This window comes from Paraburkholderia translucens (assembly GCF_020881035.1).
Classification (GTDB): domain Bacteria; phylum Pseudomonadota; class Gammaproteobacteria; order Burkholderiales; family Burkholderiaceae; genus Paraburkholderia; species Paraburkholderia translucens.
Genome location: NZ_JAJITC010000004.1, coordinates 31,684 through 46,474 on the forward strand (window position 1 = coordinate 31,684; position 14,791 = coordinate 46,474).

At 65.6% G+C, this 14,791-nt stretch carries 12 protein-coding genes; 8 read left to right on the top strand and 4 right to left on the bottom strand.

All coding sequences use genetic code 11. The features are described from left to right. Positions 1–24 precede the first annotated feature (24 nt). Positions 25–984, top strand: coding sequence for an NAD(P)H-dependent flavin oxidoreductase (locus LJ655_RS08045; protein ID WP_230560728.1), 960 nt, complete (start codon positions 25–27; stop codon positions 982–984). A 37-nt stretch (positions 985–1,021) separates the two neighbouring features. Here the strand turns inward: LJ655_RS08045 and icmF are convergent, their stop codons facing one another. From icmF to LJ655_RS08065, 4 genes are all read right to left on the bottom strand, one after another. Then, positions 1,022–4,402, bottom strand: coding sequence for a fused isobutyryl-CoA mutase/GTPase IcmF (icmF, locus tag LJ655_RS08050; RefSeq protein WP_230560729.1), 3,381 nt, complete (start codon positions 4,400–4,402; stop codon positions 1,022–1,024). A 121-nt stretch (positions 4,403–4,523) separates the two neighbouring features. Beyond that, complete coding sequence (locus tag LJ655_RS08055; RefSeq protein WP_230560730.1) at positions 4,524–5,456, bottom strand: LysR family transcriptional regulator; 933 nt, start codon at positions 5,454–5,456, stop codon at positions 4,524–4,526. A 149-nt stretch (positions 5,457–5,605) separates the two neighbouring features. Further along, positions 5,606–6,691, bottom strand: coding sequence for a porin (locus tag LJ655_RS08060; RefSeq protein ID WP_230560731.1), 1,086 nt, complete (start codon positions 6,689–6,691; stop codon positions 5,606–5,608). A 493-nt stretch (positions 6,692–7,184) separates the two neighbouring features. Then, positions 7,185–7,643 carry a hypothetical protein gene (locus LJ655_RS08065; RefSeq protein WP_230561093.1) on the bottom strand — a complete coding sequence of 153 codons (459 nt, stop codon included), beginning with the start codon at positions 7,641–7,643 and terminating at the stop codon, positions 7,185–7,187. A 554-nt stretch (positions 7,644–8,197) separates the two neighbouring features. Between LJ655_RS08065 and LJ655_RS08070 the strand changes: the two genes are divergently transcribed. The 7 genes from LJ655_RS08070 to LJ655_RS08100 all read left to right on the top strand — a co-directional run bounded on the left by LJ655_RS08070 (position 8,198) and on the right by LJ655_RS08100 (position 14,659). Further along, positions 8,198–9,223 (top strand): bile acid:sodium symporter family protein, encoded by a 1,026-nt coding sequence (locus tag LJ655_RS08070; RefSeq protein ID WP_230560732.1) that lies wholly within the window; start codon positions 8,198–8,200, stop codon positions 9,221–9,223. A 368-nt stretch (positions 9,224–9,591) separates the two neighbouring features. Then, positions 9,592–10,578, top strand: coding sequence for a LacI family DNA-binding transcriptional regulator (locus LJ655_RS08075; RefSeq protein WP_230560733.1), 987 nt, complete (start codon positions 9,592–9,594; stop codon positions 10,576–10,578). Next, positions 10,575–11,876: an AGE family epimerase/isomerase gene (locus LJ655_RS08080; protein WP_230560734.1), complete on the top strand. Its 1,302-nt coding sequence runs from the start codon at positions 10,575–10,577 to the stop codon at positions 11,874–11,876. The genes LJ655_RS08075 and LJ655_RS08080 overlap by 4 nt, the downstream gene beginning before the upstream one ends. Continuing rightward, entirely contained in the window at positions 11,873–12,781 is a 909-nt protein-coding gene (locus LJ655_RS08085; protein WP_230560735.1) for a carbohydrate kinase family protein, read from the top strand. Before LJ655_RS08080 ends, LJ655_RS08085 begins: the two co-directional genes overlap by 4 nt. 153 nt (positions 12,782–12,934) lie before the next feature. After that, the gene (locus LJ655_RS08090; protein ID WP_230560736.1) at positions 12,935–13,165 is read left to right on the top strand and encodes a hypothetical protein; all 231 of its coding nucleotides are present in this window, start codon (positions 12,935–12,937) and stop codon (positions 13,163–13,165) included. Between the two features lie 73 nt (positions 13,166–13,238). Beyond that, complete coding sequence (locus LJ655_RS08095) at positions 13,239–13,484, top strand: hypothetical protein (protein ID WP_230560737.1); 246 nt, start codon at positions 13,239–13,241, stop codon at positions 13,482–13,484. A gap of 191 nt (positions 13,485–13,675) precedes the next feature. Continuing rightward, positions 13,676–14,659, top strand: coding sequence for an ion channel (locus tag LJ655_RS08100; protein WP_230560738.1), 984 nt, complete (start codon positions 13,676–13,678; stop codon positions 14,657–14,659). Positions 14,660–14,791: the final 132 nt, after the last annotated feature.

Genomic DNA, 14,791 nt, shown 5'->3' on the forward strand with positions numbered 1-14,791 from the left:
TGGCCCATTTTGGAGATTCGCACCATGGCACTGCCTGCCGTTCTGCAAAACCTCGCACTGCCCGTCGTCGCTTCGCCGATGTTCATCGTCAGCTATCCCGAACTCGTGCTGGCGCAGTGCAAGGCCGGTATCGTCGGCTCGTTCCCGGCCCTCAACGCGCGCCCGGCCGAGCTGCTCGACGAGTGGCTCACGCAGATCCAGGCGCAACTGGCCGGGCACAAGGCCGCGAATCCGGATGCAGTCATCGGGCCGATCGCGGTCAATCAGATCGTCCATCAGTCGAATACGCGGCTCGAACATGACGTGCGCGTGTGCGTCGAGCACAAGGTGCCGATTTTCATCACGAGCCTGCGCGCGCCGGCGCGGGAAATCATCGATGCAGTGCATAGCTATGGCGGCATCGTGCTGCACGACGTGATCAATCTGCGTCACGCGCAGAAGGCGCTGGAGGCCGGCGTCGACGGGCTGATCCTCGTCGCGTCGGGCGCGGGCGGCCACGCGGGCACCACCTCGCCGTTCGCGCTGGTCGGCGAGGTGCGGCGCATTTTCGACGGCCCGATCGTGCTGTCGGGCTCGATCGCAAACGGCGGCTCGATCCTCGCCGCGCAGGCGATGGGCGCGGACCTCGCGTACATGGGCACACGCTTCATCGCGACGAAAGAAGCGCACGCGGTCGACGCCTACAAGCAGGCGATCATCAACTCGAAGTCCGCGGACATCATCTACACGAACCTGTTCACCGGCGTGCACGGCAACTACATCCGCGAGAGCATTCTGAACGCGGGACTCGACCCAGACGCGCTGCCCGAATCGGACAAGACCAAGATGAACTTCGGCAGCGACAAGGCGAAAGCGTGGAAGGATATCTGGGGTGCGGGCCAGGGCGTCGGCCTGATGGACGACGTGCCGGACGTCGCCGAACTCGTGCAGCGCCTGAAGAGGGAATACGACGACGCGAAGGCGCGTCTGGGCATCGCACGCTGAGGCATCGAACGGGGCGGGCCGCCCCGCCCCGGGCGCTCTACATGTTGCGCCGATACTGCCCGCCCACTTCGAACAGCGCGTGCGTGATTTGCCCGAGTGAACACACGCGCACCACGTCCATCAGCACCGCGAATACGTTGTCGTCGTCGATCACCGCGCGCTTCAGGCGTTCGAGCGCCGCGGGCGCGGCGTCGCGGTGGCGCGTCTGGAACTCGCGCAGCCGCCGCAACTGACTCTGCTTTTCCGCGTCGGTGGAGCGCGCCAGCACGAGCGGTCGCGGCGCTTCGTGCGGATGCGCGCTCAGAAACGTGTTCACGCCGACGATCGGATACGAGCCGTCATGCTTGCGATGCTCGTACAGCATCGACTCGTCCTGGATGCGTCCGCGCTGATAGCCGGTTTCCATTGCGCCAAGCACGCCGCCGCGCTCGGTGAGCCGCTCGAACTCGGCGAGCACCGCTTCCTCGACCAGATCGGTCAGCTCGTCGATCACGAAGCTGCCCTGATTCGGATTCTGGTTCTTCGCGAGCCCCCATTCGCGATTGATGATGAGCTGGATCGCGACCGCGCGGCGCACCGATTCCTCGGTCGGCGTCGTGATTGCTTCATCGAACGCATTGGTGTGAAGCGAGTTGCAGTTGTCGTAGATCGCGATCAGCGCCTGCAGCGTGGTGCGGATATCGTTGAAATCGATCTCCTGCGCGTGCAGGCTGCGGCCCGAGGTCTGCACGTGATACTTGAGCTTCTGGCTGCGCTCGTTCGCGCCATAGCGCTCGCGCATCGCGATCGCCCAGATGCGTCGCGCGACGCGGCCGAGCACCGTGTACTCCGGGTCCATGCCATTCGAGAAGAAGAACGACAGATTCGGCGCGAAGTCGGCGATCGACATGCCGCGCGCGAGATACGCCTCGACGTACGTGAAGCCGTTCGCGAGCGTGTACGCGAGCTGCGAGATCGGGTTCGCGCCAGCCTCGGCAATGTGATAGCCGGAGATCGACACCGAATAGAAATTGCGCACGCCGTGCTCGACGAAATACGCCTGGATGTCGCCCATTACCTTCAGGCTGAATTCGGTCGAGAAGATGCAGGTGTTCTGCCCCTGGTCTTCCTTCAGGATGTCGGCCTGCACGGTGCCGCGCACGTTTTCCAGCGCGGCGCGGCGCGTGGCGGCCAGTTCGGCTTCGGTCAGCGGGCGGCCTTGCTGTTGCTCGCGCAGCGCGATCTGCTGATCGATCGCGACGTTGAAGAACATCGCGAGGATCGTCGGCGCGGGGCCGTTGATCGTCATCGACACCGACGTTTCCGGCGAGCACAGGTCGAAGCCGTCGTAGAGCGTCTTCATGTCGTCGAGCGTCGCGACCGACACGCCCGAATTGCCGACCTTGCCGTAGATGTCCGGGCGCTCGTTCGGCTCCTCTCCGTACAGCGTCACCGAGTCGAACGCAGTGGATAGGCGCCGCGCCGGCATGCCTTCCGACAGCAGCTTGAAGCGGCGATTGGTGCGCTGCGGGTCGCCCTCGCCCGCGAACATGCGCGTCGGGTCTTCGTTCTCGCGGCGAAACGGAAACACGCCAGCGGTAAACGGGAAATAGCCGGGCAGATTGTCGAGCATCAGCCAGCGCAGGATCTCGCCATGATCGACGAATTTCGGCAGCGAGACTTTGCGGACTTCGGAGCCGGACAGCGTCGTTACCGTCAGCGCGGTGCGGATTTCGCGCTCGCGGATGCGCACCACGTGTTCATCGCCGGAATAGGCGGCCACCGTTTGCGGCCACGCGTCGAGCAGCTTGTGTTCGCGCTCGCCGAGCGCGGCGCCGCGTTGCTCGATCAGCGCGTCGAGCGACGCCGCGTCGCCGCCCGCCTCGCCGATCATGCGGCGCGCCTCGACGAGCTGCCAGCGCTCGCGCGCAATTTGCGCCTGCGCGTCGGCCCGTGTGCGATAGCCGCGCACCGTCAGCGCGATGTCGGCCAGATAGCGCACGCGCGCGGGCGGCACGATCGCATGGAGGTTGCTCGAAAAGCGCAGACCGGCGGGCGCGCTGAGCCGCGCGCCGCCCTCGCGCAGGCCGTGTGTGCGCAACGCATCGGCGATGTGCCGGTACAGCGCGGTCACGCCGTCGTCGTTGAAACGCGACGCGATCGTGCCGAACACCGGCATCGCGCCGGGCGGTGTCGCGAAGTCCGCGCGGTTGCGCTGCACCTGCTTCGCGACATCGCGCAGCGCATCCTGCGCACCCTTGCGATCGAACTTGTTGATTGCGACGAAGCTCGCGAAGTCGAGCATGTCGATCTTCTCGAGCTGGCTCGCGGCGCCGAACTCCGGCGTCATCACGTACAGCGATTCGTCGACGAACGGCACGATCGCCGCGTCGCCCTGACCGATCCCCGAGGTCTCGACGACGATCAGATCGAAGCCGGCGGCCTTGCACAGCATCAGCGCGGCGGGCAGCGAGTCGGAGATTTCGCTCGATGCCTCGCGCGTCGCCATCGAGCGCATATACACACGCGCGCCGCCGCCCCAATCGCCGATCGCGTTCATGCGGATGCGGTCGCCGAGCAGCGCGCCGCCGGACTTGCGGCGCGACGGATCGATCGCGAGCACGGCGATCCTGAGCGTGTCGCCGTGCTCGAGCCGGAGGCGGCGGATCAGCTCGTCGGTCAACGACGACTTGCCCGCGCCGCCGGTGCCGGTGATGCCGAGCACGGGAACCCGCGCCGCCTGCGCGAGCGCCGCTAGCTGGTCGCGCGCGGCCGCGTCGACGGTGTTCGTTTCGAAGGCGCTGATCAACTGCGCGAGGCGGCGGAAGACTGGCGTAGCGACATCGGCGGGCTGCGAGCCGGGCGCCGTGCCGGCTTGCAACGCATCGGCACCGCCGCGCCGCGATAACGGCTGCGCGGCCAGCTCGGCGAGCCATTCGTGCACCGGCGCCGGCCGCGCTGCCTCGGCCGCTCGCGCGCCTTCTACGCAGCGCGCGATCATGTCGTCGATCATGCCTTGCAGGCCGAGCCGCTGGCCGTCGTGCGGCGAATAGATTTTTTCGACGCCGTCGCGTTCGAGCGCGGCGATTTCCTCGGGGACGATCACCCCGCCGCCGCCGCCGAACACCTTGATGCGCTCGCCGCCGCGCGCACGCAGCAGCTCGACGAGATAGCGGAAGTATTCGTTGTGACCGCCCTGGTAGCTCGACACGGCGACGCCGTCGGCGTCCTCGTCGAGCGCGGCGGCCGCGACTTCGGCGGCCGAGCGGTTGTGGCCGAGGTGGATCACCTCGACGCCGCTCGCCTGCAGGATGCGCCGCATGATGTTGATCGACGCGTCGTGGCCGTCGAACAGTGCGGCGGCGGTGACGAAGCGCAAACGCCGGCCCGCGGGCAGCTCGTGGCTGTGGGCACGTTGCGGCGTGGACAGATCGGTCATGTCTCCCCCAGATCATTTAACTGACGGGTGTTGACAGTCAGTATATAGAAACGGGGTAAGACGGCGGCGGCACGCGGGGCGCGCCGTGCGGGGCGGTTCGGGGCAGTGTGCCGATGGACCGCTACCGCACCGCCAGCTCCTTGATCTCGTCCAGCGACGGCCAAAGCGATTGGTTCGAGAACCGCTCCACCAGAAAATCGACGAACGAGCGCACCTTGGCCGACAGATGCCGCCGGCTCGTGTAGATCACGTGGATCGGCAGCTCGCGCGGCGGCACGTCGTCGACGAGCAGCGGTACGAGCCGCCCCTCGGCGAGATCGCTGCCGATCACCTCGGTGCCCAGCATCGCGATGCCCGCGCCGTGCAGCACGACCACGCGCTGCGCCTCCAGCTGATTGACGACCAGATTGCCCGACAGACGCACGCGCGAGCCCGCGTCGCCGGTCGCGACTTCGAGCGCCGACACGCCCGCGTACTGCAAATAGTTGTGGCGCGCGAGATCGGCGACGCTCTTCGGCGTGCCGTGCTTGCGCAGATAGGCGGGCGACGCGCACAGCACCAGGTGCGCGGTGGCGATCTGCCGCGCGATCAGGGAGGACGACTTGAGCCCGCCAGGCGACGCGCGGATCGCGACGTCGAAGCCCTCGTCGATCAGCTCGACGACGCGGTCGGACAGCGTCATGTCGACGGTGACTTGCGGATACTGCGCGGCATAGTCCGCGACCGCCGCCATCACGTGATTCAGGCCGAACGCCGACAGCGATGAAACCCGCAGCCGCCCGTGCGGCACGACGCTCGCCGCGCCGACCGCCTGGCCGGCTTCGTCGAGCTCCGTCAGCGCCTGACTCAGCCGCTCGTAGTATTCGCGGCCCGCCTCTGTCGGTGCAACGCGGCGCGTGGTGCGGTTCAGCAGCCGCGCGCCGAGCTGCTGCTCCAGATGCATGACGTGCTTGCTCGCCATCGCCGCCGACATCTCCATTTTCTCCGCCGCGCCGACGAAGCTGCCGGCTTCGACCACGTGGCGAAACACTTTCATGCTGACGAGGGTGTCCATCTCCGTCGCTCGCTTCAGGAATCAATCGACGCCATTTTGCCCGGTTTATCAAATGGTCGGCAGCAAAGTTGGGATTCGACCGCGCCCAGATGCGACAAAGCCCGCGTTCCGGGCAGAACGCGGGCTTTGCCGTGAGACTCGGGCGTCGCTCAGAACTTCGCGCGCAAACCCGCGCCGTACGTATTGCCGCTCGACTGTCCCGTGATGTGGTCATACAGGTAGGCGGCATAGACGTCCGTGCGCTTGGACAGCGGATAGTCGTAGCCGACCGCCGCCGTCTGGCGAGTCTGGTTCGAGCCGCCGCCGTTACGCGAATACGCATACGACGCCATCACCGAGCCCGGCCCGAACGGCACCGTGACGCCGCCTTGCCCGGTGTTCACGTGCCAGCTCGTGACCTGCTGGTCGTTGTACGTGTACATGTACTGGCCGTACAGCTTCACGAACTTCAGGTCGTACGACACGCCCGCCTGCGCGACGCTCTGGCTGCGCAGACCCGGCACGCCCGATGTCTCGAAGCTGCCGAGATCGCCCGGTACGTTGTTGAAGTTCACGTACTGGTACACGGCGGTCGCCGCGAACGGGCCGTGGAAGTACAGCACCTGGCCGCTCCACTTCTTCGCGCCGTTCTGGGTCGTGTTGCCGAGCGCGTACATCGCCGTCGCCGACAAACCGTTGAAGTTCGGCGACGCATACGACACCGCGTTATTCCAGCCCGAGTCGCCGGTCACGCCCTGGTCGGTCGAGTAGGTCGGGAACGTGCCGAGGCCGAGGTACACGTGATAGACCATCGGCGAGAACACGTAGGAATCGACGAACGGGTTGAACAGGATCGTCGACACGAACAGCGGCGTGGTTAGGCGGCCGGCGGTCACCGTGCCGTACGGCGATTCGATGCCGACGTATGCGTTACGCGAGAACGTGGTGTCGCCGGTGAAGCGGCCGTACTCGCCGGTCTGCGCACGGAAGAAACCTTCGATCGTGAAGATCGCCTTGTAGCCGTTGCCCAGATCCTCGGCCCCCTTGAAGCCCCAGTACGACGTCGACATGCCTCCGCCCGACACCACCACCGCGGTCTTGCCGCCCGGAAACTTCTGCGAGCCGACCCATTCGTCGACCTGTCCGTAGAGCTGCACGCTCGATTGCGCGAACGCCGACGATCCGCTCGCCAGCACGGCGGCGCATGCAGTGGCCTTGAGTGTGGTCTTCAGCGCGCTGCTGAGGCTTGTGTTCATGGATTCTCCAATCTTCGTCAAAAGGGTGTGGCTGTGCGAAAGGGGGCGCTCGCGCGAATCGTTGTTGTTATCCGTCCGACCGTCGAGTCAATCTGGGCGGGAGTATCTTTGCGGATCATTTCTATGAACAAAAATATCGTGGCTTATTGCAGATATATCGGTCTGATTAGTTTGGTCGGATATCGGCTTGATAGGCGCTTCGAGGGGACCGGCGCGGGCGGTTCCGACGCAATGCGGCATGCGGCGAACGGTACGCCACAGAGGGCCTCAACGCTTCATATGACGTGCCGATGACGCGACGCAGCAGAATGCCAGGATTTGACGCCAACCGGAACTTCGATGCCCGAAGTTTTCAAAAAAGTGTGGCGTCGAAACGTCAGATTTGGCGCTCGGACGCAGAGGAAGGCGCGGGAGGCGGGGTGAAGGATCGGGGAGGGATCTGAAGAATGGTCTGCGCGAGCGCGAGTCTGACGATGGGATGAATCGCGCTCAGCTAATTTCTATACGGCGAACCTTCCGGAGGCCGCGGATCGTCGGCAGGGCGTTGCATCGGGCGGCCCGCGCCACGCTCTTCGTTGTAGCGGGCAACGTCGGCGCGGATGGAGCCGCTGCGCACCGGCATGTTGGGCGGGGGATGCGGCACCGGACGCGACTCCGTGCTGACCGGCCTAACCATGCCGGCAAAGCCGAACGGATCGCCGACACGTCGCATGCCGGACCTGTAGTTGCCGAAGCCATAGCCGAAATTGGCGTTTGCGATGTTCGGGTTGCCGCGTTGCGCGTGCGAGTCGCGATGAGCCATCGCACTACGCAAAGCGTGAGGAGCAGGCGCGGCGCCCGCAGCGGCACCGCCGCCGTGTGACATGACCGGCCCCTTTGCATAGGCGAACGAACACAGCACGGCGATGACCGCGCCCCACGCCCAGTGCTTCGTTCTCGACAACCCGTCCACCTTGTCACTCTCACGCCCGAAGACTTGCCTGAAGTCCACCGTTCGAGCTGCGATGGACCTGTTGCGGGAAGGAAGAAAAGCACCGCGTTGCGCTCGCGGCACAAGGCATCCCTGCGGCCTTTGATCGGATAATTTATGGTCGGGTGTAGAGGGTGTCGAGCCAAAAAGTGTTAGGTCTCTTCGGTGGATGTAACACCTTGTTACTGCGAGGTTTTTTTGCGGTGCGGCACCCGCGCGGGCGCGCTGCGGGGCTTCCTGGCGGACGCATGTATCGGCCGCGTGCAAGCGCCGTTTTTTGCATATCAACGGCGCTTGCAACGTCCATGGTCAATCGGTTTTGTTGCGAAGACGCGCGTCGCCGATACTGAAACGTGCGCGTGCAAGGGCGATGCGTGGCCAAGTGATCCAATGCGCGAATCTCATTAATCGATTCGGCAAATGAATTTGCGTTTTCAATCGACTTTCGACAACAATAGCCGCTTTCCACTACCACAGACCGCGCCCTGACTGGCGCAGCGCGTGCTTATACCGCGTCATTGAATCGAGATTCCAACATGTCCCGCCCGAAATTCCTGCCCGATAACTTCACTTTGTCACTCGTGGGCACCGTGATCCTCGCCAGCCTGCTGCCCGTTCACGGGCAGGCCGCTGTGGGGTTCAACTGGGTGACGAATGTCGCGGTCGGCCTGCTGTTCTTTCTGCACGGCGCCAAGCTGTCACGCGAGGCGATCATTGCGGGCGCGACGCACTGGCGCCTTCATCTGGTAGTGATGCTGAGCACGTTCGCGCTGTTTCCGCTGCTCGGCCTCGCGCTTAGACCGGTCTTTTCTCCGCTGGTCACCCCGTCGCTCTACGCCGGGGTCCTCTTCCTCTGCACGCTGCCATCGACGGTCCAGTCGTCGATTGCGTTCACGTCCATTGCCAAGGGCAACGTGCCGGCCGCGGTGTGCAGCGCGTCCGCGTCGAGCCTGCTCGGCATCTTCGTCACCCCAGCACTCGTCAGCGTCATCGTCACGAATCAGGCCGCGAGCGGCGGCGCCTCGCCGTGGCATACGATCGGCAACATCGTGCTGCAACTGCTGGTGCCGTTCGTCGCCGGCCAGTTGCTGCGTCCGTTGATCGGCAAGTGGATCGAGAAGAACCGCGGCGTGCTGAAGTTCGTGGACCAGGGCTCGATCCTGCTCGTCGTGTACGGCGCGTTCAGCGAGGCCGTCACCGAAGGCCTGTGGCACCAGATTCCGTTGTCCGCGCTCGGCGGCCTCATCGTGGTGAGCGTCGTGCTGCTCGGGCTCGCGCTGGCCGCGACGATCTTCGCGAGCAAGCGGCTCGGCTTCAATCGCGCGGATCAGATCACGATCATTTTCTGCGGCTCGAAGAAGAGCCTGGCCGCCGGCGTGCCGATGGCCAAGGTGATCTTCGCGTCGCACGCGGTCGGCGCCGTGGTGCTGCCGCTGATGTTGTTCCACCAGATTCAGCTGATGGTCTGCGCCGCGCTCGCGCAGCACTGGGGCGCCCGCGACATCAGCGGCGAGAGCGAGGCCGCGACGCGGCGGCCCGCCGCCGTCGTCGCGCGCCGCTGAAAATACGCGCAATGCAAACAGGACATTCATAGGCGCCCTCCCTGAGCGTCGTTTTGATCGTGTGACGAGAGCCGCCTTCGGGCGGCTTTTCTTTTGGCCTTTCATCGGCCTTTGATGTTATTTCACGCGCAAACGCTCGCGCTGTCGCCTCGGCCGGATGGCATAGGAAGATTCCCGCCATGCCTTGCAAACGGCCGCCCGGTTGCTGTTTAGTTCTTTTACTAAACAATTCAATTTCGGTTAAGCCCATGAAATACGGGTATTTACGGGTGCAAAGCGCACGTTTACCGGGCTGTTCTAGCAGCGTTTTACTATACAATCGCCCGACCTGAACCCGTGATGCCGCGCCTCGCGCGGCCGCCTCATTGATGGCCACAACCATCCGCGACGTCGCCCGCGCGGCCAGCGTTTCGATCGGCACCGTATCGCGCGCGCTCAAAAATCAGCCGGGCCTCTCCGAGGCCACGCGCGAACGCGTCGTCGAGGCGGCGCGGCAGCTCGGCTACGATCCGGCGCAGTTGCGTCCGCGCATCCGCCGTCTGACCTTCCTGCTGCATCGCCAGCACAACAACTTCGCCGCCAGTCCGTTTTTCTCGCACGTGTTGCACGGCGTCGAAGACGCGTGCCGCGAGCGCGGTATCGTGCCTTCGGTGCTGACCGCCGGGCCGACCGAGGACGTGATTCACCAGATGCGCCTGCACGCGCCCGACGCCGTGGCGGTCGCCGGCTTCGTCGAGCCCGAGACGCTCGCCACGCTGGTCGCGATGCAGCGCCCGCTGGTGCTGATCGACCTATGGTCGCCGGGCCTGCGCTCGGTGAATCTCGACAACGCCGCCGGCGCCACGCTCGCGATGCGCCATCTGTTCGAGCAGCAGCGCAAGCGCGTCGCGTTCATCGGCGGCTCGCTCGCGCATTTCAGCATCGCCGAGCGCGCGCTCGGCTATCGGCGCGCGTTCTTCGAAGCGGGGCTGCTGTTCGACCCGTCGCTCGAAATCAACATCGACGCCGGGCTCGATCCCGACACCGGCGCCGCGCGCGCGATGCAGCGCCTGCTCGACGCGCCGGGCCCGCGCCCCGACGCCGTGTTCGCGTTCAACGACGCCGCCGCGCTCGCCGCGCTGCGCGTGTGCCTTGCGCGCGGCCTCACCGTACCCGACGATATCGCGATCATCGGTTTCGACGACATCCCCGCCGCCGCGCACGCCACCCCGCCGCTCTCGACGATCGCCGTCGACAAGGAAGCGCTCGGCCGGCGCGGCGTCGAACTGCTGCTCGAAGACTCGCCCGCCGAACTCGAAGTCCGCTTGCCCGTTCAACTCGTTGCCCGTGCCAGTACTTTGGTGAAAACGCCATGACGCTAACCGATCCGCTTCACCCTTCCGCCGACGCCGTGCAGGTGCCGCCCGTCGCCAGCTTCCGCAGCCGCGAATTCCTGCTCGCGCACATCGAGGACACGCTGCGCTTCTACGCGCCGAACGTGCTCGACCCGAGCGGCGGCTTCTATCATTTCTTGCGCGACGACGGTTCGATCTACAACCGCACGACGCGCCACCTGGTCAGCAGTTGCCGCTACGTGTTCAATTACGCGATGGCGTATCGGCAGTTCGGCGACCCGAAGCACCTCGAATACGCGCGCCACGGTCTGCGTTTTCTGCGCGACGCGCACTGGGACTCGCAGCACCAGGGCTATGACTGGGAAATCGAATGGCGCGACGGCAGAAAGCGCACGCTCGACGCGACACGCCACTGCTACGGCCTCGCGTTCGTGCTGCTCGCGTACTCGCATGCGGCGATGGCCGGCATCGAGGAAGCGAAGCCGATGATCGGCGCGACCTTCGAGCTGATGGAGCACCGCTTCTGGGACCCCGCCGCCGGCCTCTATGCCGACGAGGCCTCGCCCGACTGGCACGTCAGTTCCTACCGTGGCCAGAACGCGAACATGCACACCACCGAGGCGCTGCTGGCCGCGCACGAGGCGACCGGTCATCTGGTCTACCTCGATCGCGCCGAGCGCGTCGCGTCGAACATCACGCTGCGCCAGGCGAAGCTGTCGCAAGGACTCGTGTGGGAGCACTTTCACGCGGACTGGGCGGTCGACTGGCACTACAACGAGGAAGACAGCTCGAACATCTTCCGTCCGTGGGGCTTCCAGCCCGGCCATCAGACCGAATGGGCGAAGCTGCTGCTGATTCTCGAACGCTTCCGGCCGCTGCCGTGGCTGCTGCCGCGCGCGATCGAGCTGTTCGATGCCGCGATGGCGCACGCGTGGGACGAAGACCACGGCGGCCTCTACTATGGCTTCGGCCCCGACGGCACCGTATGCGATCACGACAAGTACTTCTGGGTCCAGGCCGAGACGTTCGCCGCGGCCGCGCTGCTCGGCAAGCGCACCGGCAACGAGCGCTTCTGGGACTGGTACGACGAGATCTGGCGCTATAGCTGGACGCATTTCGTCGACCACAAATTCGGCGCCTGGTATCGCATCCTCACCTGCGACAACCGCAAGTACAGCGACGAAAAGAGCCCTGCCGGCAAGACCGACTATCACACGATGGGTGCGTGCTACGAAGTGCTCGCCCATGCGCTCGGCGAGAACGCGTCGGCCGAATCGACCGCGCCCGCCGCAGCGGTTTCAGCGGAGAAAGCACAATGAGCGCGACGACCGACCTTCCCGTTTTCGTGTCCGCGGGTGACATCCTCACCGATCTCGTGCGCACCGGCGCATCGCACTGGCTGTCGCGTCCGGGCGGCGCGGGCTGGAACGCCGCGCGCTGCGTCGCGCGGCTCGGCCTGCCCACCGCGTGCGCGGGCTCGCTCGGCGTCGACAACTTCTCCGACGAGCTATGGGACGCGAGCGTCGCCGCCGGTCTCGACATGCGCTTCCTGCAGCGCGTCGAGCGAGCGCCGCTGCTGGCGATCGTGCATCAGACGCATCCGCCCGCGTACTTCTTCATGGGCGAGAACGGCGCCGATCTTGCGTTCGATCCGGCGAAGCTGCCGGCCGGCTGGATGAACGCCGTGAAGTGGGTGCACTTCGGCGGCATCAGCCTGGTACGTCAGCCGCTCGGCGATACGCTCGCGGCGCTCGCCGCCGAACTGCGTTCGCACGGCGTGAAGATCAGCTTCGATCCGAACTATCGCAATCTGATGGAGCACGGCTACGAGCCGACGCTGCGCAAGATGGCCGCGCTCGCGGATCTGATCAAGGTATCGGACGAAGACCTGCGCATGATCTTCAGGACCAGCGACGAAGCCGCCGCGCTCGCGCAATTGCGCGCGATGAATCCGGCCGCCACCGTGTTCGTCACACGCGGCCCCGAATCGGCGATGCTGCTCGACGGCGCCGCGGTGATCGAGGCGAAGCCGCCGCGCGTCGAAGTGGTGGACACGGTCGGCGCGGGCGATGCGTCGATCGGCGGTCTGCTGTTCAGCCTGATGAGCGCGCCGCAACGCGCGTGGCCCGAGCATCTCGCGTTCGCGCTCGCGGCCGGCGCGGCGGCTTGCGGACACGCTGGCGCGCACGCGCCGACGCTCGATGAGGTGGTTGCGTTGCTGTAGAGCGCGCCGCCGTAATTCTGCTGCCCTGGAGCGCGCGTAGCGTGACGCAAGGCGAGCACGTCACGCAGCGCGAAGCCCCTGCGGCCGGGAACCGATCCGGCCACGCCGTGCTACGATGAAAACGTCGAAACCTTTGCGAAAAGGAGCGAGGCCATGGAGGACGTCACCTACACCAAAGGGATCTACTCGGCCACTGCGTCGATAAGAGAAGTGGCACGGGATGCCTGGCAAGGTGTCGTCACCCTCGCGCGAGATGAAGGCGAACCGAGCGAGGATCAGGAAACCACGGTCTATGAAGTCGATGCGACGTCGTCGACTCCGGGAGAAGCGCTCGAAGAAGCCAAAGCGCTCGCCCATCGTATTCTCGGGGAAATCGAACTGTAGGCCGAACCAGGGCGGCGGCGCGCGCCCTCGTGCATCGGCGCGCCGCTGCCGGGCCGGCCGGGTGGAGGCGATCATGGCTGAGCAGCTGTTCCAATACGGCGTGTATTCGATTCACGTTCGTCCGCTCGAACTGAGCGGCGCGCGCTGGGACGCGGAGTACGAAATCCGTCATCGCGAGAAGGCCGTCAAGGCGTGGACCACGGTCGGCGGCGACGCGGGCTATGCCGATGAGACCGAGGCGGTAGCCAGCGCGCATCGGCAGGCGGTCGAGGATATCGAGCATGGCGCGGGCATCCCAAAGCCGCGCGTGTTTCCGTGACGGGTGCTGCGTGAAGCAACCCGGCCCAGCCTGAAATCCGGCACGCTCCGAAGCACTTCGACTACGCACCGCGCCCCCACCCACAGAGGGGCTGCACCGCGCCGCGCCGCCCTCGCAGCGCGCGGAAAATCCCTTAGCGCACGCATCGCGCCATGCTACGCTGTGCCCGTTTTCATCCTCACGAGCGCGTGATGGCAAGCGAACCGTCAGACCGTTTTTCCACGCTCGGCGATGCCGACACCGATACCGACGCGCGCCCGTCGAAGCGCCGCCCGCGTGGCAGCCGCGAAATGCGTCTGGACGATCGCGTGGTAATCGCGCACGGCATGCCGACACCGCTTTGGCAGGACCTGTATCACCGCGCGCTCGGCGTGCGCTGGCCGGTGTTCTTCGTGTCGCTCGCCCTGCTGTTCCTGCTGCTCAACACGGTGTTCGCCACGCTCTACATGCTCGGCGACGCGCCGATCGCGAATCAGTTTCCGCACGGCTTCGGCGGCGCGTTCTTCTTCAGCGTCGAAACGCTCGCGACCGTGGGCTACGGCGACATGCATCCGCAAACCGTCTACGCGCACTGGATCGCGACGCTCGAAATCTTCGTCGGCATGTCGAGCATCGCGTTGGCAACCGGGCTGATCTTCGCGCGCTTTTCGCGGCCGCACGCGAAGATCATGTTCGCGCGCTATGCGGTGATCCGGCCGATCGACGGACGCATGACGCTGATGGTGCGTGCGGCCAACGCACGTCAGAACGTGATCGCGGAGGCGCGCGCGCGGCTGCGCATCATGCGTCTGGAGACCTCGGTCGAAGGCTATGCGCTGCGCAAGCTCTACGATCTCACGCTGGTGCGCGACCAGCATCCAGTGTTCAAGCTCGGCTGGACGCTGATGCACATCATCGACGAAGCGAGTCCGCTGTTCGGCGAAAACGCCGAATCGTTGAAGGGCAGCGACATGTCGCTGTTGCTCACGCTCGAAGGCATCGACGAATCGACGTCGCAGACCATGCAGGCGCGCCACCTGTGGCGCTGCGACCAGATCTTCTGGCAGCACCGGTACGTCGACATCATGAGCGAGCGCAACGGCGTGAGCCATATCGACTACGCGCATTTCGACGAGATCGTGCCGCTCGACGCCGCGCCGCTCAAACCGGATATCGCGGCAAACACTGCGCAATAGGCCGAGGCGCATTCGGGCCCAGCCACTCCCCAGGGCATACCCGAAGCGCGCCGCCGCGTGGCAAATCCGGCTCAAAAGCCGGTCAAAACACGCGACTCTTCGCGCCCGTTCGCGCACGCCTGATCAAAGAAG

What these genes read in the sequence shown, in the direction of transcription:
- LJ655_RS08045 (WP_230560728.1), top strand. Translation starts at nt 25, where the DNA reads ATGGCACTGCCTGCCGTTCTGCAAAACCTCGCACTGCCCGTCGTCGCT.
- icmF (WP_230560729.1), bottom strand. Translation starts at nt 4,402, where the DNA reads ATGACCGATCTGTCCACGCCGCAACGTGCCCACAGCCACGAGCTGCCC.
- LJ655_RS08055 (WP_230560730.1), bottom strand. Translation starts at nt 5,456, where the DNA reads ATGGACACCCTCGTCAGCATGAAAGTGTTTCGCCACGTGGTCGAAGCC.
- LJ655_RS08060 (WP_230560731.1), bottom strand. Translation starts at nt 6,691, where the DNA reads ATGAACACAAGCCTCAGCAGCGCGCTGAAGACCACACTCAAGGCCACT.
- LJ655_RS08070 (WP_230560732.1), top strand. Translation starts at nt 8,198, where the DNA reads ATGTCCCGCCCGAAATTCCTGCCCGATAACTTCACTTTGTCACTCGTG.
- LJ655_RS08075 (WP_230560733.1), top strand. Translation starts at nt 9,592, where the DNA reads ATGGCCACAACCATCCGCGACGTCGCCCGCGCGGCCAGCGTTTCGATC.
- LJ655_RS08080 (WP_230560734.1), top strand. Translation starts at nt 10,575, where the DNA reads ATGACGCTAACCGATCCGCTTCACCCTTCCGCCGACGCCGTGCAGGTG.
- LJ655_RS08085 (WP_230560735.1), top strand. Translation starts at nt 11,873, where the DNA reads ATGAGCGCGACGACCGACCTTCCCGTTTTCGTGTCCGCGGGTGACATC.
- LJ655_RS08090 (WP_230560736.1), top strand. Translation starts at nt 12,935, where the DNA reads ATGGAGGACGTCACCTACACCAAAGGGATCTACTCGGCCACTGCGTCG.
- LJ655_RS08095 (WP_230560737.1), top strand. Translation starts at nt 13,239, where the DNA reads ATGGCTGAGCAGCTGTTCCAATACGGCGTGTATTCGATTCACGTTCGT.
- LJ655_RS08100 (WP_230560738.1), top strand. Translation starts at nt 13,676, where the DNA reads ATGGCAAGCGAACCGTCAGACCGTTTTTCCACGCTCGGCGATGCCGAC.